The organism is Streptomyces graminilatus (genome assembly GCF_001418565.1).
GTDB lineage: Bacteria > Actinomycetota > Actinomycetes > Streptomycetales > Streptomycetaceae > Streptomyces > Streptomyces graminilatus.
The window spans coordinates 1-20,411 of record NZ_LIQQ01000252.1; the positions used below are offsets into that span (position 1 = coordinate 1).

Sequence of the window (20,411 nt, forward strand, 5' to 3'; positions counted from 1 at the left end):
CGCCCTGTACTCCACCACCCCCGGCAGCAGCACCGGCGCCCTGAAGTCGGCCCGTACCAGGGCCGATTCAGGCGCGCCATGAGCGGCAAGGCACCGCGCGACGGTCCACATGCCGTGGGCTATCGCGCGCCGGAAGCCGAAAAGGCGTGCGGTGAGCGCGTGCAGGTGGATGGGGTTGCGGTCACCGGAGGCGGCGGCATACCGTCGGCCGACATCCCCACCGAGCCGCCACTCGGCGACGACGGGCAGCGCCTCGGGCTCTTCGGCGGCGGCGGCGGTGGAGGCGGCGGCGTCCTGCGTGCCGATGCCCGGCCCGAGGGAACCGTGCCGGGCCAGATACGTACTCCGCGACTCCCACACCAACTCGTCCCCCTCCCGCAGCTCCGTCTGCACAGCCGCTTCGGTGCCACGCCGATGTGGTGCCAACTCGTCGACGTACACCGAGAGTTCGAAGGTCCCGGCAGGGGACGGCGGGCGCCAGCGGACGATCTCCATCGACGTGTGGACCAGGCCGAGGAGCGGCAGCGGGAAGTCCCGGTCGGTCATCAGGAGCATGGCCAGCGGGAAGCCGAGGACGTGCGGATAGGTGATGGGGAGGCTCTCGTCGCCGACGGGGAAGCCGCAGACCCGCTCGTAGGCGGCGAGGCGGGCGAGGTCCACGCGTACGCCGGGCAGGACGAGGCGGGTGTCCGGGTGGGCGGCGTCCGGGCGGGGCCTGTCGGGGGAGGCTGTCTTGAGGGCGGCCTTCTTGAAGGGGGACAGCAGGGCGCCCCGGGCGAGCAGGGGAGCGAGGGAAGGCGTCCGGTCGAGGGTGTGGGCAGGCATCTGGCTATGCAACTCCCGGCTCGATAGAACCCGATAGAACCCGATAGGACCTGATGGAACCCGATAGGACCCGATAGGACCCGATAGGGCCCGATAGGGCCCGATAGGACCCGATGGAACCTGTGTGGCTCGACAGTTACTTACTCTGGAGTAAGGTTACCTGAGGTAAGCTGCATGTCACTCCTGAAGGAGTCGTGAGTCACTCACTCCTGAGGGCACGCATGTGACGACCGAGCTTGCACACCCCCGCCGCTCCACCACCCCCGAACCCGCACGACCCCCACACGTGCGAGCCGTACGATTCCGGTTTCTGAACAGCGGCGGCGCCGAATTCGTACATCTGTGGTGAACCCACCGGAGGTGCACGTCCATCGGAAGGCCGCTGCACGCCACAGGAGTCGCTCGTGTCGTCCTCGTTCCCGTCCAGCCCCTCCGCCCCGGGCTCCCCGTCGTCCCCGGCCTCGCGGCAGACCGTGGCCGCCGTCGGTTACGACGGTGAGCCGATCCTGGTCGAGCCCGAGATCCGGCGGCTGGACGGGGTCGTGCGGGAGGTGGCCGTACCGGCGTTCGTCGCGCCCGTCACCCATGGCTCGCTCGCGGACGTCCCCTTCGACAACGCGAACGGGGACCCCGAGGCGGTCGCCCTCAGCCGCCGTATGCCGGACGGGAGTTGGGCGGAGGTGACGGCGGCCGAGTTCGCCGGGCAGGTCCTCGCGGTGGCCAAGGGGCTGATCGCCGAGGGGCTGCTGCCGGGCGACCGGCTGGCCATCATGGCGCGGACGTCGTACGAGTGGACGCTCATGGACTTCGCCGCGTGGGCGGCGGGCCTGGTGACCGTGCCCGTCTACCCGACGTCCTCCGCCTTCCAGACCCGCTGGATCCTTCAGGACTCCGGCGCCGTAGCCCTCGCCGCCGAGACCTTCGCCCAGGCCGCCGCCCTCGGCCCGGAACGCGACCGCATCCCCGACCTCAAGCACATGTGGGTCTTCGAGAAGGGGCACATCGAGCGGCTCGCGGAGCTGGGCAAGGACGTGCCGGACCAGGAAGTCGCCGTACGCCGTGGGGTGTTGGGGCCCGACACCCTCGCCACGCTCATCTACACCTCCGGCACGACCGGACGTCCGAAGGGCTGCGCGCTCACCCATGGCAACTTCTTCGCCGAGGTCGACAACGCCATCGAACTCCTCTACCCCGTCTTCCGGGAACGGACGAAGGAAGAGGCGTCGGTGCTGCTGTTCCTGCCGCTGTCGCATGTCTTCGGAAGGATGGTGGCCATCGCCTGCCTCCGGGCCGGGGTGCGGCTCGGGCACGCGCCGAGCCTCAAGTCCGAAGACCTGCTGGGGGACTTGGCGGCCTTCCAGCCCACCTGCCTGCTCGCCATCCCCTACATGCTGGAGAAGGTCTTCAACACCGCCCGCGCGAAGGCCGAGGCGGGCAAGCGGGTCTCGTCCTTCGACCGCGCGGTGGACGTGGCCCGCCGCTACAGCGAGGCGGTGGAGGCCGAGCGGCACGGCACCGGCCACGGCCCCAGCCGCGCGCTGCGCACCGCGCGCGCCTTCTACGACCCCCTGGTCTACCGCCGGATCCGCAACGCCATGGGCGGCAGGGTCCGTTACATGATCTGCGGCGGCTCACCGCTCGGCCGCCCCCTCGCCGGGTTCTTCGCAGGCGCGGGCATCGAGATCTACGAGGGGTACGGCCTGACCGAGTGCACTGGCGCGGCCACGGTCACGCCCCCGCTCAAACCCCGTGTGGGCACGGTGGGCTGGCCGCTGCCCGGCACCCGGGTGAGGATCGCCGCCGACGGCGAGGTGCTGCTCGCGGGCGAGCAACTCCTGCGCGGCTACTGGGATCCGGCCGCCGGCGGTGTCGTCCCGGCGGCGCCGGAGGGCTGGCTCGCGACCGGTGACATCGGGGCGCTGGACGACGAGGGGTATCTGACGATCACCGGCCGCAAGAAGGAGATCCTGATCACGGCCGGCGGCAAGAGCGTGGCGCCGGCGCCCCTGGAGAACTGGCTACGGGCCCACCCCCTGATCTCCCAGGCGATCGTCCTGGGCGACGGCCGCCCGTACATCTCGGCCCTGATCACCCTCGACCCGCCCGGTCTCACCCACTGGCGCCAGATGCAGGGCAAGCACCCGGTTCCGGTCGAACTCCTCATGGACGACGACGAGTTGAGAGCGGTGCTCCAGCGGGCGGTGGACGAGGCCAACAAACTCGTCTCTCGCCCCGAGTCGATCCGCCGCTTCACCGTCCTCCCAGTCGACTTCACTGAGGAAGCCGGTCATCTGACCCCGTCGCAGAAGCTGCGCCGGTTCGAGATCCTGCGGGACTTCGCTGCGGAGGTGGAGGGGCTGTACGAGCGGTAGCGGGCGATGACCCCTGTCATTCGCCGTGACCGTCCCCTGTCTTCCGGTGGACACCGGGGGCGGGTCACAATCACGACATGACGATCATCGCGAGCGAGCCGCGGCCCACCCGCGACGGGCCGGTGGCCGTCGTCCGGGGGTTCGTGACAAGTGGCGTGTGCGGGGCCGCACTTGCCGCGTTCGCGGTGGGCTGCGTCCTGGAGAACGTGCCGCTGATCGTCGGCAGCCTTGTCCTCCCGGTGGCTTACGGGCTGCTCAACCTGCTTGTCGGTCTGCCGAAACGGGCTCGGCAGGCGGCGGTCGTACCCGTCCAGGCACTCGCGATGATCGAGAGCCTGCAAGCCACCGGGTCCGAACTGACGGCCAACGTCCCGATCGACTTCGACCTCACGGTCGTCCCCGACGATGCGCCCGCCTTCCGGGTCGTGATGAGCGACCACATCAACCTCGTAGACGTCCCCAAATACCAGCCGCGCGGCATCCTGGTCGTCGAGTATCCGCCGGACCGGCCGTGGAAGATACGGCTCGTCAAGGAGCCGACCCCGGAATGGCGGCGCCGGGCGGCCGACGCCCAGCTCGACTCGGCGCCCGGGGCGACAGTGGTGAAGGAACCGCCGCAGGGCACGGTGTACGGCATGGCCCTTCTCGTCGGCTTCCTGGTCGGCGTCGCGCTGGTGCCGTGGGCCTTCTGCGCGGACCTCGCGGACAGCTTCGGTGGCTCGGAGTCCGACGGGGCCACCCCCTCGGTGACGTCATCCACCTCCACCTCCACATCGTCCTCGTCATCGTCCTCGACGAACACGACCGTGGTGTCGTCGGCGTCGGGCACGGTGGTCCTGGGGGTGGGCAAGTCGTTCCTGGACGAGGGCGAGCTGCGCGAGGCCGTCGAGTCCCTGACCAAGGGCACGCACAACGCGCCCGACGCACACAAGGGCCGGGCGCTCACGGTCACGGTCAACGACAAGACGCTGGCCATGGTGTTTCCGCCCACGGGCACCCAGATCCCGCTCTTCGACCCGGACTCCCTGCCGTACGAGCGCGTACCGGCCCTGGTGAGGGAGGCGACGACCACTCTCGGCGTCAGCTCTCCGCAGTCCTGGCAACTGACCGCCGAACGCCTCACCGGCTCCCTCAGGCTCACGGTGACCGTCTCCGGGCTCGACGGCGACAAGGCGTCCCTGGTGGCGGACGGAAAGGGCCGGGCCATCCTCCGTACGAAGGTCGCGAGCTGACGTTCCGGGGGCTTGCGTCGCGCGACCGCGACGCCCGCTCTCTGTTTGCCTCAGGGCGCCTCCGGCCCGCCCGCCAGGGCGTCCAACTGCTCCCTGGACCACACGAGCCTGCCTGACCGCAGGTCCTCGACCACCCCGCGCACCCACTCCCGCTCCGCCGCCGTCACGGCCCGCAGATACTCGGTCTCCAGGCGGGTGATGCGCGGCAGGCCCCGCTCCGCCTCCGTGGCCATGGCCGCCTCCAGCCCGTCGAGCCTCTCCGTGAGGGCGTCGACGCGCCGCTCCAGCACGTCCGCGATCTCCTCCGGCGTGAGCAGCAGCAGGTTCGACAGGGCGGCCGGGAACTCCGGGAACTCCTCCTTCGGCGCGGTGAGCATCTCCTCCAGCCAGGCGCGGGCGGTCTCGCGCCCCTCGTCGGTGACCTCGTACACGGTCCGCTCGGGGTACTGCTGATCGCGCCCGGTCTCCCGGACCGCGATCAGCCCGTCGCCGCTGAGCCGCTCGATCGTGCGGTAGAGGCTCGCGCGCTGTCGGACGTTGACGACCTGCTCCTTGCCCCAGTCCTTGACCAGCCGCTGGATCCCGTACGGATGCAGCGGCCGGTAGTGCAGCAGGGCCAGCACGGTCAGGGCGAGGGGGGAACTGCGGGGGCGGGGATACGGGCGGGATGCGGTCATGGGCAGATTTTAGCCGCGAGGAGACTAGTTGACATGAGACTAGTTTCATTGCAACTATCGAATCTGTGAATGCGTCCGCACCGCACCGCACCGCACGGCACCGCACCGAGAGGAACCATTGAGATGTCCCCGACACCCAAAGCCCGTACCGCCCTCGTCATCGGCGGCGGAATCGCCGGCCCGGTCGCCGCGATGGCGCTCCGCCGGGCAGGCGTTGAGGCCGCCGTCCATGAGGCGTACGACCACACGGCCGACGAGGTCGGCGGTGGCATGAGCATCGCCCCGAACGGCCAGGACGCCCTCGACGCGATCGGCGCGGGCGACCTCGTCCGCGCCATCGGCATCCCGGTCACCGCCATGGGGCTGCGCAGCTGGACCGGCAAGAACCTTGCGCGGTTCGCCCCGCCCGACCGCCTCCCGGCCCAGCGGTTCGTCTGGCGCGCCGATCTCTACCGCGCGATCTACGACGAGGCGGAGCGCCGCTCGATCCCCATCCACCACGGCAAGCGGCTCGTCACCGCGACGGACACCGGCTCCGGCGTCACCGCGCACTTCGCGGACGGTACGCGGGCGAGCGCCGACATCCTGATCGGCGCCGACGGCATCCGCTCCACGGTCCGCTCCCTGATCGACTCCGCCGCACCGCAGCCGCACTACGCCGGTCTGATGGGCTTCGGGGCGCGGCTGGAGCGGTCGGGGCTGCCCTCGTCCGACGGGGTCATGTACCTGTGCTTCGGCAAGCGCGCGTTCTTCGGCTACCAGGTCTTCGGCGACTCCACGGCGATGTGGTTCGCGAACCTGCCCCGCCGCGCCCCGATGACCGTCGCCGAGGCGCAGGCGGTCGGCGCGGAGGAGTGGACGCGCACTTTGCTCGCCGCCTTCGCCGACGACCGCGTCCCCGCCCTCGAAATGATCAACCGTACGGAGGCCGGCCGGCTCATCGTCACCGGCCCGATGGAGAACATGCCGAGGGTGCCGAACTGGACGCGCGGCCGGATGACCCTGATCGGCGACGCGGCCCACGCAGCCTCGTCCAGCTCCGGGCAGGGTGCCTCGATCGCCGCCGAGAGCGCCGTCGAACTCGCCCGCTGTCTGCGGGACCTGCCCTACGACCAGGCCTTCGCGGAGTACGAAAGGCTGCGCCGGCCCCGCGTCGAGCGCGTCATCAAGGCCGCCGCCCGTACGAACAGCGACAAGGCGGCGGGCCCGGTCGGCCGTGTCGTGCGTGACCTCGTGATGCCGGCGGCCGTGAAGCTGATCGACCCGGAGAAGATGGCCTGGCAGTTCGACCACCACATCGACTGGGACGCGAAGGCCGCCCCGCCGGTGTGAAGGGTCCCGGATGTGCGCCATCGGCCATCTGCCATCTGTCATCGACCACCGGTCGCCGACATGAGTTCTACACGCCGTGTATACACGCGACGTATACACGCTATGTATAGTGGCGCTCATGTCCATCAGTCACACCCTTCTGGGGCTACTGGAGTCGGGCCCGAGACACGGCTACGACCTGAAGCGGGCCTTCGACGAGAAGTTCGGTCATGACCGGCCCCTGCACTACGGGCAGGTCTACTCGACGATGTCCCGGCTGCTGAAGAACGGCCTCGTTGAGGTCGAGGCGATCGAGGCCGGCGACGGCCCGGAGCGCAAGCGGTACGCGATCACCGACGCCGGCGTCACCGACGTGGAGCGGTGGCTCGCGACCCCGCAGAAGCCGGAGGAATACCTCCAGTCGGCCCTCTACACGAAGGTCGTCCTCGCGCTCCTCACCCACCGGAACGCCGGCGACATCCTGGACGTCCAGCGCTCCGAACATCTGCGCAGCATGCGCATCCTGACCGACCGCAAGCGCAACGGGGACCTCGCCGACCAGCTCATCTGCGACCACGCCCTCTTCCACCTCGAAGCCGATCTGCGCTGGCTGGAACTGACCGCCGCCCGACTCGACAGACTCCGTGAGGCCGTGACCCGATGACGACTCCTCCCACCGGTTCCCTGCTCACCGCGCAGGACCTGCGCAAGACCTACGGGCACACCCACGCCCTCGACGGCGCCGGGTTCGCCATCCACCCGGGCGAGGTCGTCGCCATCATGGGTCCGTCCGGCTCCGGCAAGTCGACGCTGCTGCACTGTCTCGCGGGCATCCTGCCGCCCGACTCCGGGTCGATCATGTACAACGGGCGCGAGATGACGTCGATGAGCGACGGTGAGCGCAGCGCGCTGCGCCGCTCCGAGTTCGGCTTCGTGTTCCAGTTCGGGCAGCTCGTGCCGGAGCTGACCTGCGTCGAGAACGTGGCGCTTCCGCTCCGGCTCAACGGCACCTCCCGCAAGGAGGCCGAGCGGGCGGCGCTCGGCTGGATGGAACGGCTTGAGGTCGACGACCTGAAAGGCAAGCGGCCCGGCGAGGTCTCCGGCGGCCAGGGGCAACGGGTCGCGGTCGCACGGGCGTTGGTCACCGGTCCCCGGGTGCTGTTCGCCGACGAACCGACCGGCGCGCTCGACTCGTTCAACGGTGAGCGCGTGATGGACCTGTTCACCGACGCGGCCCGCTCCACCAACGCCGCCGTCGTCCTCGTCACGCACGAGGCACGGGTGGCTTCCTACTCCGACCGCGAGATCGTCGTACGCGACGGCAGGTCCCGGGACATGGAGCGCGCGATATGAGTGCCCGTCAGTGGGGCAGAGACCTGGCCCTGGGAGCCCGGTTCGCCGTGACCGGCGGGCGCGAGGGCTGGGTGCGGATGACACTGACGTCGGTCGGCGTCGGACTCGGCGTGGCCCTGCTCCTGCTGTGCACCGCGATGCCCAATGTGATCGCCGCCCGTGGCGAGGCGGAGGACGCCCGCCACGTCGACATGTACGCCAAGACGCTCCCGCCCAGGGCCGACAACACGCTCCTGGTCGGCAACACCGACACGACCTGGCGCGACGACGACGTCCTGGGCCGGCTGGTCGAACCCGAGGGCGCGCGGGCGCCGTTGCCCGCCGGGCTCGACCGCTTCCCGGCCAAGGGCGAGATGGTGGTCTCCCCCGCGCTCAAGGAACTGCTGGACTCCGGCGACGCGAAACTGCTGCGGGAGCGCCTGCCGTACCGGATCACCGGCACGATCGGCGAGAGCGGGCTGAAAGGCTCGCACGAACTGATGTACTACGCGGGCGCCTCGGGGCTGAAGCCCGCCGTCTACTCCCCGGTGACGCGGCTGGCCAAGTTCGGCGAACCGGACGTCGAGCCCGAGAAGACCGACCCGGTGCTGCTGCTCATGGTCCTGGTCGTGCTGGTGGTGCTGCTGACGCCCGTCGCCGTGTTCATCGCCGCCGCCGTCCGCTTCGGCGGCGAACGCCGTGACCGGCGCCTCGCCGCGCTGCGCCTGGTCGGCTCCGACCGCTCGATGACCCGGCGGATCGCGGCGGGCGAGGCGCTGGCGGGGGCCCTGCTCGGCCTGGCCGTGGGCACGGTCTTCTTCCTGCTCGGCCGTCAGCGGCTGGGCGCCGGCGAGTTGATGGGCTTCAGCGTCTGGCCCAGCTATCTCGACCCGAGCCCCGTGCTCGCCGCGCTGGTCGCGGTGGCGGTGCCGGTCGCCGCGGTGCTGGTCACGCTGCTCGCGATGCGCGGAGTGGTCGTCGAACCCCTCGGTGTCGTGCGCGCGGCCGGTCAGCGCCGCCGGCGGCTGTGGTGGCGGCTGCTGCCCCCGCTCGCCGGCCTCGGGCTGCTCTACCCGATGCTCGGCCAGGGCCACAAGAACGGCGAGTTCAACCAGTATCAGGTCGTCGGCGGTGTGGTGCTGCTGCTCTTCGGCATCACCGCCCTGCTGCCCTGGGTGGTGGAGGCGGTCGTCGGCCGGCTCGGCAGCGGTCCACTGTCCTGGCAACTGGCCGTACGAAGGCTTCAGTTGAGCAGCGGCACCGCCGCCCGCATGGTCAACGGCATCGCGGTGGCGGTGGCCGGGGCCATCGCGCTCCAGATGCTCTTCGCGGGCACCCAGAGCCAGTACACCAAGAGCACCGGCCACAACCCCGGCCGGATCCAGATGCAGGTCCAGTTCAGCGGCCCCAAGCTTGCACCCGGCATCGAGCGCGAGTTCACCGGCACCAAGGGTGTCCGGGCCACCGTGGCGCTGGCCCGCTCCTCGTACGGGGACTCCCGCACTGCCGGGGAGAGGAGCGGCGGCATGACCGTGGCCAACTGCGCCGCCCTGCGCGAACTCGCCACCCTGCCCTCCTGCGAGGACGGCGACGTGTTCGTCACCCGGACGCGCAGCGGCTACCAGAATCCCGAGAACTCGGCCGAGATCGCCCTGCTGAAGCCAGGCCGACGGCTCTACATCGACCCGTCGTTCTATTCCTCCGACCACGGGCTCGAACTGCCTTGGACCGTGCCGGCGAACGTGCGGGCGGTGGACGCCCGCGAGGACTCGCTGAACAACGACAACAGCGTGCTGGTCACCCCCGGCGCCCTGCCCGCCGGGGCCGCCAAGGCGGAGTACTCGAACGGGGTCTACCTGCGCCTTGACCCGTCGGTGCCGGACTCACGGGACTACGTACGCAACGCCGTCGCCCGGATCGACCCCCTGGCCCAGACCTACGGCTGGGTGGCGACCCAGGAGGACAGCAAGTATTCCTCCATCCGCACCGGCCTGTTCATCGGCTCCGCCTTCGTACTGGCGCTGATCGGCGCGAGTCTGCTGGTCTCGCAGTTGGAGCAACTGCGCGAGCGCCGGAAGCTGCTCTCCGCGCTGGTCGCCTTCGGCACCCGGCGCCGCACACTGAGCCTGTCGGTGCTGTGGCAGACGGCACTCCCGGTCGGACTCGGTCTCGTACTGGCCACGACGGTGGGCGTCACCCTCGGCGTGGTGCTGCTGAAGATGGCCGGTACAGCGGTGGCTATGGACTGGGCGAGCGTGCTCACCATGACCGGCGTGGGCGCGGCCGTGGTCGGCGCGGTCACGCTGCTCAGCCTGCCGCCACTGCTGCGCATGATGCGCCCGACGGGCCTGCGCACGGAATAACCCCCAAGCGCATCCCATGCCCCATGCCCCATGCCCCATGCCCCATGAACCGTGGGACCTGCCAGGAGGAGCACACTCCCGGCAGGTCCCACGGCTCGGTCCTCGGCCGGGCAGGAGCCGCAGGCGGCCTGATTTCCCTGGTCGCAGGGTGCGGCGGCCGGAGTCGCCGACGACCGGGGACGCGCCCAGCATCAGCGGGGCAGCGGTGGCACCAGCGGTGACGACCTCGGCGAGATTGCCCAGCAGCCGGCGCCTGCTCGCCTTCGGGGCGCCGACGCCGAACACACAACCCGTGAAAAACGGACACGGGGCCGGAGTACGGTGGGACTACCGAGCGCACCTCGCACGCCGTCACCGTTTCGGCGTCGCCCTCGGGGAACGGCAATGCCGGATCGCCTCGCGTCCGGCCGGAGAAGAGCCGCCCCACATGAGCCTGATGAGTCTCGGAGTACTCGCCTCCTCCCACAAGGAGAACGAGTTCCGCCTGCCGCTGCACCCCCGCCACCTCGACCGGATCGCCCCGGACCTGCGCGAGCAGATCTTCCTCGAACAGGGCTACGGCCTGCGGTTCGGCGTCGCCGACGACGCGCTGCGGCCTCTGGTGGCCGGGCTGCGCTCCCGCGCGGAACTCATCGCCGACTGCGATGTCCTCCTGCTGCCCAAACCCATGCACGACGACATCGCCGAGCTGCGCGAGGGCCAGGTGCTGTGGGGCTGGCCGCACTGTGTGCAGGACGAGAAGATGACGCAGACCGGCATCGACCGGCGGCTGACCCTGATCGCCTGGGAGGCCATGAACCACTGGACCGCGGCGGGCGCCTTCAGCGTCCACGTGTTCCACAAGAACAACGAGCTGGCCGGCTACTGCTCGGTGCTGCACGCCCTCCAGCTCGGCGGGCTCACCGGCCACTACGGCCGCCGGCTGCGCGCGGTGGTCATCAGCTTCGGCGCCACGGCGCGCGGCGCGGTCACCGGCCTGGGCGCCATGGGGGTCACCGACGTCACGGTGCTCACGCAGCGCGCCGCCGCCGCGGTGGCCTCACCGATGCCCTCGGTCGTGATGGCCCACTTCGAGGAGCAGGAGGACGACCCCTCACGCCTCCAGGCAGCGACCCCGGCCGGCCCCGTACCCCTCGCGGAGTACCTGGCCGGGTTCGACATCATCGTCAACTGCGTCCTCCAGGACACCGACGCACCGCTCACCTTCGTCACCGACGACGAGCTGGCCCTGTTCCGGCCGGGCACCTTCTTCATCGACGTGGCCTGCGACGAGGGCATGGGCTTCGGCTGGGCCCGCCCGACGACCTTCGGCGAGCCGATGTACGAGGTGGGTCCCGGCTGCCACTACTACGCCGTGGACCACAGCCCGTCCCATCTGTGGAACTCCGCCACCTGGGAGATCAGCGAGGCGCTCCTGCCCTACCTGCGCAAGGTCATGAGCGGCCCGGCGGCCTGGGACGCGGACATCACGCTCCGCAAGGCCATCGAGATCCGGGACGGCGTCGTCCAGAACCCGAAGATCCTCTCCTTCCAGCACCGGGAGGCGGCGTATCCGCACGTGGGTGCGGGGTAGTCACTGGCCGACGGAGATCGACCAACGCACCCCGCTGGTGCCCATGACCTGGATGTACGCGTCCGGGTCCTCGGTGCTTTCCCTGGACTCGTTGTAGTAAGCGGTGACCTTCCCGGCGTCACACGGGTCGGTGTAGGTCATGCCGAGCGCGGGGACCTCGACTTTCACGGTGCCCTTGCCCTCGCAGTTCAGGGCGATACCTAGGGTGCCCTTGTGGAGCCCGCCCTTGAGGGGGATGGTCTGGCCGAACCGCCCGTTGGCGGCCGAGGCGATCGTCTTCAGGCCGGTCTCCGGCGCCTTGGTGACGGAATTGGCGTAGGGGTTGGCCGACTCGACGGGTTCGGCGGCGGACTTCGCGGAGGCGGAGGCGGAGGCGGAGGCGGAGGCCGTGGGTGTGCGTGCGGGTGTGGCCGAGGCCGACGTCTTGGCCGAGGTCTTCGGGCCGTCGCCGTCGCCGTCGCCGTCGGTGGAGCAGGCGGTGGCGGTCAGCAGTACCGCCGCGCAGATCGCCGCCGCTGTGGTGGTGCGGGTGATCGTGGTCATGACCTGATCATCGCCGCGACGGGCCCCGGTGAGTCCGTCCGGGGCGCGTACGCAGCACGGTTGTTACCGCTGTTACACAGGTGCCTCACACACCGACGGCGATCGACCAGCTCACCCCGGAAGAGGGGGTGACCTGGAGGGACGCGTTCGGGGCGGCGCTTTTGACCTTGGCGTCGTTGGAGATGGTGGCGACCTTGCCGATCGTGCACTCCTCGGTGAAGGTCAGGCCGGGCACGGCGGGGATGTCGACCTTCACGGTGCCCTCGCCCATGCAGTTCAGGACGATCCCGATGGTGCCCTGGGCGAGTCCGCCCTTGATGGGGATGGTCTGGCTGGACTTCCCGTTGGCGAACGAGGCGACGATCTTCTTCCCGTCGATCTTCGGAACCTCGGCCACGCTCGCACCGGCGACTTCCTGAGTGCCGCCCTTCTCGCCGCCGCTCTGGGCGGAGGTCGAGGGCGAGGGCGCGGCCGCCGCCTCCTTGCCCGCGGGCTTCGGGCTGTCGCTGGAGCAGGCGGAGGCGGTCATGAGTACGGCTGCGCAGATCGCTGCCGCGGTGGCGGCGCGGGTGATTGTGGTCATGCTCAGATCATCACGAGAAGCGCCCGGGAGGAACCACACCGGCCGGGTAACAGAGTTGATATCTCTGTTACGCAACCCCGTGGCCGAGCGGGACATCGGCAGGACGGTGTGTGGACTGCTGACGGCACGCGACTCGGCGGCGGGCCTGGGCCTGTTCAGCCTCCTGGCCGGGGATGCTTCGGCATCCTGACGGGTGCATGGTTCTTGACTTCACAAGACCCAAGCAGGACATTCCCGCCCCATGAACCCAGAAGCGGACCCCGCAAGACGTATCGAACCTACTGAACCCGGCCGACCTGCTGCACCTGCTGCACCTGCTGTACCTGCTGTACCTGCTGAATCCAGCAGCCGTGCCGAACTCCCTTCCCGGCGCGGTGTGTTGGCGGGAGCCGTCGCCGTGGCAGGTGTCGCGGCCGGGGCGGGTGTCGTGGCAGGGCAAGGGACAGCCCAGGCCGCAGCCCCCGCCCCGCCGCCGCTCCTCGGGACGTACGACGTCGTGGTCGTCGGATCCGGCGCCGCCGGGATGACCGCCGCGCTCACCGCCGCCAAGCAGGGGCTGAGCTGTGTCGTCGTCGAGAAGGCGCCCACCTTCGGCGGGTCCGCCGCCCGGTCCGGCGCCGGGATCTGGATTCCGAACAACCCCGTGATCCTGGCGGCCGGGGTGCCGGACACCCCGGCCAAGGCCGCCGCCTATCTCGCGGCGGTCGTCGGACCGGACGTCCCCGCCGCCCGCCAACAGGCCTTCCTCACCCACGGACCCGCCATGCTCTCCTTCGTCATGGCGAACAGCCCGCTGCGCTTCCGCTGGATGGAGGGATACAGCGACTACTACCCGGAGTTGCCCGGGGGACTGCCGGGCGGCCGTTCCATAGAGCCCGATCAGCTCGACGGGAACCTCCTCGGCGCCGAACTCGCCCACCTCAACCCGCCCTATCTCGCGGTCCCTTCGGGCATGGTCGTCTTCAGCGCCGACTACAAGTGGCTGGCCCTCGCCACCGTGAACCTGAAGGGCGCGGCCGTCGCCGTCGAATGCCTGGCGCGCGGTACGAAGGCGGCCCTCAAGGGGCAGACCCCGCTCACCATGGGCCAGGCGCTCGCGGCCGGACTGCGTGCGGGGCTGGTGTCGGCGGGTGTGCCCGTCTGGCTCAACACCCCTCTCGCCGACCTCTACTTGGAGTCAGGAGCGGTCACCGGAGCTGTTGTCACCCGCGACGGCACCCCCGGTCTGCTCCGCGCCCGGCGCGGCGTGATCGTCGGCTCGGGCGGCTTCGAGCACAACGCGGCGATGCGCGCCCAGTACCAGCGGCAGCCCATCGGTACGGAGTGGACGGTCGGCGCGAAGGAGAACACGGGGGACGGCATCCGAGCGGGCGAACGCGCAGGCGGCGCCCTGGCCCTGATGGACGACGCCTGGTGGGGCCCGGCGATCCCGCTCCCCGGCGAGCCCTACTTCTGCCTCGCCGAACGCACCCTCCCCGGCGGCCTGTTGGTCAACGCGGCGGGCTCCCGCTTCGTCAACGAGGCGGGCCCCTACAGCGACGTCGTCCACACCATGTACGAGCACGACGCCACCGCCCCGGACATCCCGGCCTGGCTGATCGTCGACCAGAACTACCGCAACCGGTACCTCTTCAAGGACGTCGCCCCGGCCTTCGTACTCCCCGCCGACTGGTACAACTCCGGTGCCGCGCACAAGGCGTGGAGCCTCGACGCCCTCGCGGCCTCCATCGGCGTCCCGCCCGCCGCCCTGCGCACCACGGTCAGCCGCTTCAACTCCCTTGCCCGCAACGGCGAGGACACCGACTTCGGGCGCGGCGACAGCGCGTACGACCACTACTACACCGACCCGGCCGTCCTCCCGAACTCCTGCCTGGCTCCCCTGTGGCTGCCCCCGTACTACGCCTTCCGGATCGTCCCCGGCGACCTGGGAACGAAGGGAGGCCTGCGCACGGACGCCCGGGCCCGGGTCCTGCGCGCCGACAACACGCCGATCCCCGGCCTGTACGCCGCCGGCAACGCCAGCGCCGCCGTCATGGGCCACAGCTACGCGGGCGCGGGCTCGACGATCGGCCCGGCGATGACGTTCGGGTATGTGGCGGCACTGGCGGCGGCGGGGGTGCTCTGATCTCCGTACCGGGGCCGCCCTCACGGCCGTATACCTGAGCGGCTCAGCATGGACATGCCCTAGTGTCACGCTGAGCACTGGGGACGGGGAGGCAACAGGTGGGCATGGTGCACGGGGGGCGGTTCGCCGCATCGAGAACGTCGGCGAAGACGGCGAAGACGGCAATGACCGCGATGCTCGCGCTGGCTGTGGCGGGCATGCCGCTCGTCGCGGGGTGCGGGCAGAGGGACGGGAATCCGGAGCCGTACGACTCCTTGGCGCAGGTGCCGGAGAAGCTCGCGGTGAGCGGTACGACCGTCACGGTCGGCGACCCGACCGCCGAGGTGACCGTGCACATGTACGAGGACATGCGCTGCCCGGTCTGCGAGGAGTTCGAGACGACCGGCGCGGGTCCGGAACTCCGGAAGGCCGTGCTGCGGCGCGAGGTGAAGGTCGAGTACACCCTGGCCTCCTTCCTCGACGACAGGCTCGGCGGGAGCGGCTCGAAGAAGGCGGCCAACGCGCTCCGGGCCGCGCTGGACGCCGGCCGCTTCGCCGAGTACCACCAGGTGCTGTACGACAACCAGCCCGAGGAGGAGAACGACGGCTTCACCGACGCCCGACTCCTCCAACTGGCCAAGAAGGTCAAGGGGTTGCGCACCCCGGCGTTCGAGTCGGCGGTGCGGACGATGAAGTACCGCTCCTTCGTCACCACCTCCGAGCGCGCCTACGAGGCTGTCGGCACGGAGCCCGGGAAGGGCCCGGGGACACCGACCGCTGAGATCAATGACGTCCGTCTCCCCGAGGAGATCCGCGGGGCGCTCTTCGTCGCGAAGGCCTTCGCGAAACTGCTGGAAACGATCCAGGAGAACCCCGGGGAGTGGCAGTCGTACAAGTACTACCAGGCGCCGCCCCCGGCCCCCGGGGACTACGACAGCCACTGAGCGGGCGAGCGAGCGGGACTGGGGCTCGGGGGGACCGGGACTCGGGCCCTTTACGCTCTGCGGGCCATCAGGAACGCCTGCGGGGATGTCTCCCCGGCGGGCTCGTTCGCCGCCCGCACGGTCTGGGACACGAGCGTGAATCCGGCCGCCGTCAGGAGTTCCGCGATCCGCTCGGGCCGGCGCCGCCGGAAGGTCATGGACACGGGGTGTCCGAAGGCCTCCTCGAAGTGCTTGTGCACGTCCCCCACCTGGAAGCCGAGCAGCAGATGCCCGCCCGGCGCGAGTACGCGACGGAACTCGGCGAAGACGGCGGGCAGCCGGTCGGCCGGGGTGTGCACGGTCGAGTACCAGGACACGACTCCGGCGAGCGTCCCGTCGGGCAGGTCCAGCTCCAGCATCGAGCCCTGCTCGAACCGCAGCCCCGGATGCTCCCGCCGGGCCACCGCGAGCATCGACGCCGACAGGTCGACCCCGAAGACCGACAGCCCCAGCGAGTCGAGGAACCCGGTGACCCACCCGGGCCCGCACCCGAGATCGGCGACCTGGCCGCTGCCGCCCCCTGAACCCCGTACGAACTCGGCGTACGCGGCCAGCACGGCCCGCTCCAGCGGCTGGGCGGCGAGCTCGGAACGGAAGCGGTCGAAGTAGTCCTCGGCGATGGCGTCGTAGAAGACGCGGGTGGCGGCGACGAAGTCGGTGCCGGTGTTCGCGACGGTGACGGTGTCGATACCCGGAGTGGCGTCTGCGGCAGTCATGGCGGGACTTTATCCGGGCCCACTGACAACGGGTCCCGGAGGAGCTGCCGGGGCCGGGAAAGGCAGGAGCTCCGATGCCGTGACGGCTCGGAGCTCCTTGGGGTACTGCACACGTTCCGGATCAGAGCGCTTGGCTCAGGTGAGCCGAAGACTTAGATCGGGCTGACGTTCTCCGCCTGCGGGCCCTTCGGACCCTGCGTGACGTCGAAGGAAACCGCCTGGTTCTCTTCGAGAGAGCGGAATCCGCTCGCGTTGATCGCGGAGTAGTGGACGAAGACGTCCGGGCCGCCGCCTTCCTGGGCAATGAAACCAAAGCCCTTTTCGGCGTTGAACCACTTCACGGTTCCGGTAGCCATAAGCCCTCCCTGGGCCCAAAGGGTTGCCCTGCTCCAGAACCTGCAAGGTGTAAACAAAGACTTGTAAACAACTGCATTCATCTGAATAAGACGAGAGCCCGCGGTCACATGCTCCGCAGGCTCTGTACTGCAAGGGAAACCAAACTGCAACTTGCGGCGAGCCTAGCACGCAGGCACCCGAATGCAATAGAGGTCAAGATCACGTCACCCGGACGTTTGAGGGGCGGCGCGCGGCCTTGACCCTCCCTCCGGACAACCCCAGGACAAGCCCCAGGACAGCCCCGGGAGGGTGCCTCGTGCCGAACGACCGTTAGCCTCGCGAGGTGGACAATTCTCGCACCCGGCCGCGCGTCGGCCACATCCAGTTCCTGAACTGCCTGCCCCTGTACTGGGGGCTCGCGAGAACAGGCACGCTCCTCGACTTCGAGCTGACCAAGGACACCCCTGAGAAGCTCAGCGAGAAGCTGGTGCGCGGCGACCTCGACATCGGGCCGATCACGCTCGTCGAGTTCCTCCGCAACGCCGATGACCTGGTCGCCTTCCCCGACATCGCCGTCGGCTGCGACGGCCCGGTGATGTCGTGCGTGCTCGTCTCCCAGGTCCCGCTGGACCGGCTGGACGGCGCACGGGTGGCGCTCGGCTCGACCTCCCGCACCTCCGTACGCCTCGCACAGTTGCTCCTGGCCGAGCGCTTCGGCGTACAACCCGATTACTACACGTGTCCGCCGGATCTCAGTCTGATGATGCAGGAAGCGGACGCGGCGGTCCTGATCGGGGACGCCGCCCTGCGCGCCAACCTCCTGGACGGCCCGCGCTACGGCCTTGAGGTGCACGACCTCGGCGCGCTGTGGAAGGAGTGGACGGGGCTGCCGTTCGTCTTCGCGGTGTGGGCGGCCCGGAAGGACTACCTGGCGCGCGAGCCGGTCCTGACCCGGCAGGTCCACGAGGCGTTCCTCGCCTCCCGTGACGTCTCCCTGGAAGAGGTCGGCAAGGTCGCCGAGCAGGCGGCCCGCTGGGAGGAGTTCGACGAGCACGTCCTGGAGCGCTACTTCACGACTCTCGACTTCCGCTTCGGCGGACCACAGCTCGCCGCCGTACGCGAGTTCGCCCGCCGGGTGGGCCCCACGACAGGCTTCCCCGCGGACGTGGAGGTGGACCTCCTGGAGCCGTAGGCTGCTGGAGACCCACGGCCGGGACGGTACGCACGCGTGACACGGGCGTCCGCGCGCGTCTGCGCGCGGTTGTGCGGCCGTACGAGGTGTGCGCGGGGTGTGTACGGGGGAGAGGTGGGGTCATGCAGCCGCTTGACGTCGGGGAGCCGGCCGTCGTCGGCCCCTACCGGTTGCTCGGGCGGCTCGGCTCCGGCGGGATGGGCCGGGTCTACCTGGGGCGCAGCACCGGCGGCCGTACCGTCGCGGTGAAGATCGTGCACCCGCACTTCGCGCTCGACGAGGAGTTCCGGACCCGGTTCCGGCGCGAGGTCGAGGCCGCCCGGCGGGTCGGCGGTGCCTGGACGGCCCCCGTCCTGGACGCGGACCCGGAGGCTCCGGTGCCGTGGGTGGCGACGGCGTACGCGGCCGGCCCCTCCCTGACGGCGGCGATCATGGACGACGGCCCGCTGCCCCTGGATTCCGTACGGGCACTGGGCGCCGGCCTCGCCGAGGCGCTGACCGCCGTACACGCCCTGAACCTGGTCCACCGGGACGTGAAACCGTCGAACGTCCTGCTCACCCTCGACGGTCCGCTCCTCATCGACTTCGGCATCGCCCGCGCCACGGACGGCACCGCGTCGCTGACCTCGACCGGCGTCTCGGTCGGCTCGCCCGGCTACATGTCACCGGAACAGATCCTCGGCAAGCCGGTCACGGGAGCGGCCGATGTCTTCTCCCTGGGCGCGGTACTGGCGTACGCGGCGACCGGAAGGTCCCCCTTCCGCGGTGACTCCTCGGCGGCCCTGCTCTACAAGGTCGTCCACGAGGAGCCCCAACTCGACGGCTTGGGTGGGGACTTGCGGGAGTTGGTGGAAGGCTGCCTGGCCAAGGACTCCGCCGCGCGTCCGGCTCCCGGTGAGGTGGCGCGGCGGCTCGCTCCGGAGGGGGCGGCCCGGCTGGTGGCGGGCGGGTGGCTGCCGGGGGCTGTGGTGGAGCGGGTCAGCAGGAGCGCGGTGGCGCTGCTGAACCTGGAGGTCGCGCAGACGCAGCCCCAGACGCAGGCCCAGGCGCAGGAGGGCACGTTCTCGGGGCCGGTGGGCTTCAGTACTCCCGCCGTGGGCGTGGGCGGGGGCGAGTTCGGGCCGCCGCCGGTGATGCCGGGTGAGGGGCTGTCGGCGGTGCCGGGGCCTCGGGACGCGGAGCCCGAGCCGGAGGTGCCCGACGGCAAGCCGGGGAAGGTCTCCGTGAGCGTGGCGGCGACCTCGGCACCCGTCGCCGGCGGGCGCGGACGGAAGCTGAGCTGCACGGTGGCCCTCGCGGTGGCGGGCGCGATGGCCGCGGTGACGGTGGGCTCGGCGTACGTGTTCGACCTGCTGCCGGGCGGGGGCATCGAAGGTGACGCGGGGAAGGCCAGTGGGGCCGACTCGGCCAGGTCCTCGACGCCGACGCCGACGCCGACGCCGACGCCGATGCCGACGCCGAGCGCTTCGTCGGAGAGCGAGGTGCCGGGCTCGGCGAGCGGCTCGATGACTGTTCCCGCGTCCTACGTCGGCACCTGGGAGGGGCCGGCCGTCGCCCTCGGCGGGGCGCTGCCGATGGGGACGTTCCGGGTGACGGTGCGGCAGGCGGCCGTGGGCGACAGGCTGGGCACGTTCCGGCAGACCGACCAGATCGGTGGTATCTGCGACGACGACCTGTTCCTGAAGGAGATCACGCCGACCCGTCTGGTCGTCACGTCGATCGCCGACAAGGCGAACCGGGACGTCTGCACGAGGGGTTCGCACAGGGTGTTGCTCACCCCGGTGGGCGACGACTTGAAGTACGAGACGGACAACCCGGAGGCGGGTGATCCGGTGGCGAGGATGTCGCGGGTGGGGTAGGAGGACGGCGGGTGAGTTCTTGCCCACCCACCCGTCTCGGCTCGTTAGCCGGGCACCCTCGGACTACACCGGTGGTCCGGCAACAACAGCCGAGCCCGCTCCGGCACAGCCCTGGCTTACCACCCACCCGTCTCGGTCCGTTCGCAAGGCACCCGTGAACCACGTGATGTGGGCCAGCACATTTCAGCACCGGCCCGCACCCCCACCCCGTCCGGCGGTTCGAGGACGAGGCCCCCACCTTCAGCCCGTCCGGCGGTTCGAGGACGAGGCCCCCACCATCACCCCGTCCGGCGTTTGAGGACGAGGCCGTTCAGGCCGACAGCGGGGGTCTGGGGGCGCAGCCCCAGGAACAGGACGGGACGGGTAGGGGCGGCGGGGGCGAAAACACCAAACCACACGTCAGCTACTCA

At 70.5% G+C, this 20,411-nt stretch carries 17 protein-coding genes; 11 read left to right on the plus strand and 6 right to left on the minus strand.

The window, feature by feature from the left end:
- A partial coding sequence (locus AOK08_RS21395; protein ID WP_055528472.1) for a MaoC family dehydratase occupies positions 1–825 on the minus strand: 825 nt, incomplete at its 3' end.
- A gap of 404 nt (positions 826–1,229) precedes the next feature.
- Between AOK08_RS21395 and AOK08_RS21400 the strand changes: the two genes are divergently transcribed.
- Entirely contained in the window at positions 1,230–3,197 is a 1,968-nt protein-coding gene (locus tag AOK08_RS21400; RefSeq protein WP_079054176.1) for an AMP-dependent synthetase/ligase, read from the plus strand.
- Positions 3,198–3,274: 77 nt separating this feature from the next.
- Positions 3,275–4,429, plus strand: coding sequence for a hypothetical protein (locus AOK08_RS21405; RefSeq protein ID WP_055528477.1), 1,155 nt, complete (start codon positions 3,275–3,277; stop codon positions 4,427–4,429).
- A 50-nt stretch (positions 4,430–4,479) separates the two neighbouring features.
- Here the strand turns inward: AOK08_RS21405 and AOK08_RS21410 are convergent, their stop codons facing one another.
- Positions 4,480–5,106, minus strand: coding sequence for a PadR family transcriptional regulator (locus tag AOK08_RS21410; protein ID WP_055528484.1), 627 nt, complete (start codon positions 5,104–5,106; stop codon positions 4,480–4,482).
- 123 nt (positions 5,107–5,229) lie between these two features.
- Between AOK08_RS21410 and AOK08_RS21415 the strand changes: the two genes are divergently transcribed.
- The 5 genes from AOK08_RS21415 to AOK08_RS21435 all read left to right on the plus strand — a co-directional run bounded on the left by AOK08_RS21415 (position 5,230) and on the right by AOK08_RS21435 (position 11,685).
- The gene (locus AOK08_RS21415; protein WP_055528487.1) at positions 5,230–6,438 is read left to right on the plus strand and encodes an FAD-dependent oxidoreductase; all 1,209 of its coding nucleotides are present in this window, start codon (positions 5,230–5,232) and stop codon (positions 6,436–6,438) included.
- Positions 6,439–6,556: 118 nt separating this feature from the next.
- Positions 6,557–7,081: a PadR family transcriptional regulator gene (locus tag AOK08_RS21420; RefSeq protein WP_055528489.1), complete on the plus strand. Its 525-nt coding sequence runs from the start codon at positions 6,557–6,559 to the stop codon at positions 7,079–7,081.
- Positions 7,078–7,770 carry an ABC transporter ATP-binding protein gene (locus AOK08_RS21425; RefSeq protein WP_055528491.1) on the plus strand — a complete coding sequence of 231 codons (693 nt, stop codon included), beginning with the start codon at positions 7,078–7,080 and terminating at the stop codon, positions 7,768–7,770. The genes AOK08_RS21420 and AOK08_RS21425 overlap by 4 nt, the downstream gene beginning before the upstream one ends.
- Positions 7,767–10,112 carry an ABC transporter permease gene (locus AOK08_RS21430; RefSeq protein WP_055528493.1) on the plus strand — a complete coding sequence of 782 codons (2,346 nt, stop codon included), beginning with the start codon at positions 7,767–7,769 and terminating at the stop codon, positions 10,110–10,112. Before AOK08_RS21425 ends, AOK08_RS21430 begins: the two co-directional genes overlap by 4 nt.
- A 427-nt stretch (positions 10,113–10,539) precedes the next feature.
- A complete protein-coding gene (locus AOK08_RS21435; protein ID WP_055528496.1) occupies positions 10,540–11,685 on the plus strand; it encodes a N(5)-(carboxyethyl)ornithine synthase in 1,146 nt (381 codons plus the stop codon).
- Here AOK08_RS21435 and AOK08_RS21440 read toward each other — a convergent pair whose 3' ends face one another.
- Positions 11,686–12,228, minus strand: coding sequence for a hypothetical protein (locus AOK08_RS21440; protein ID WP_055528498.1), 543 nt, complete (start codon positions 12,226–12,228; stop codon positions 11,686–11,688).
- Between the two features lie 85 nt (positions 12,229–12,313).
- A complete protein-coding gene (locus tag AOK08_RS21445; protein WP_055528499.1) occupies positions 12,314–12,811 on the minus strand; it encodes a hypothetical protein in 498 nt (165 codons plus the stop codon).
- 397 nt (positions 12,812–13,208) lie between these two features.
- On the opposite strand from AOK08_RS21445, the gene kstD reads away from it, so the two are divergent.
- Together kstD and AOK08_RS21455 are read left to right on the plus strand one after the other, a co-directional pair.
- Positions 13,209–14,936 (plus strand): 3-oxosteroid 1-dehydrogenase, encoded by a 1,728-nt coding sequence (gene kstD / locus AOK08_RS21450; protein ID WP_277816035.1) that lies wholly within the window; start codon positions 13,209–13,211, stop codon positions 14,934–14,936.
- A gap of 104 nt (positions 14,937–15,040) precedes the next feature.
- A complete protein-coding gene (locus tag AOK08_RS21455; protein WP_063794106.1) occupies positions 15,041–15,859 on the plus strand; it encodes a thioredoxin domain-containing protein in 819 nt (272 codons plus the stop codon).
- Positions 15,860–15,909: 50 nt separating this feature from the next.
- Here the strand turns inward: AOK08_RS21455 and AOK08_RS21460 are convergent, their stop codons facing one another.
- Together AOK08_RS21460 and AOK08_RS21465 are read right to left on the minus strand one after the other, a co-directional pair.
- Positions 15,910–16,614 (minus strand): class I SAM-dependent methyltransferase, encoded by a 705-nt coding sequence (locus AOK08_RS21460; RefSeq protein ID WP_079054178.1) that lies wholly within the window; start codon positions 16,612–16,614, stop codon positions 15,910–15,912.
- A 152-nt stretch (positions 16,615–16,766) separates the two neighbouring features.
- The gene (locus tag AOK08_RS21465) at positions 16,767–16,970 is read right to left on the minus strand and encodes a cold-shock protein (protein ID WP_006380707.1); all 204 of its coding nucleotides are present in this window, start codon (positions 16,968–16,970) and stop codon (positions 16,767–16,769) included.
- Between the two features lie 323 nt (positions 16,971–17,293).
- Between AOK08_RS21465 and AOK08_RS21470 the strand changes: the two genes are divergently transcribed.
- Together AOK08_RS21470 and AOK08_RS21475 are read left to right on the plus strand one after the other, a co-directional pair.
- Positions 17,294–18,142, plus strand: a complete 849-nt coding sequence (locus AOK08_RS21470) for a menaquinone biosynthetic enzyme MqnA/MqnD family protein (protein ID WP_055528508.1) — start codon at positions 17,294–17,296, stop codon at positions 18,140–18,142.
- Positions 18,143–18,264: 122 nt separating this feature from the next.
- Positions 18,265–20,001: a serine/threonine-protein kinase gene (locus tag AOK08_RS21475; RefSeq protein ID WP_055528510.1), complete on the plus strand. Its 1,737-nt coding sequence runs from the start codon at positions 18,265–18,267 to the stop codon at positions 19,999–20,001.
- The last annotated feature ends 410 nt before the right edge of the window (positions 20,002–20,411 follow it).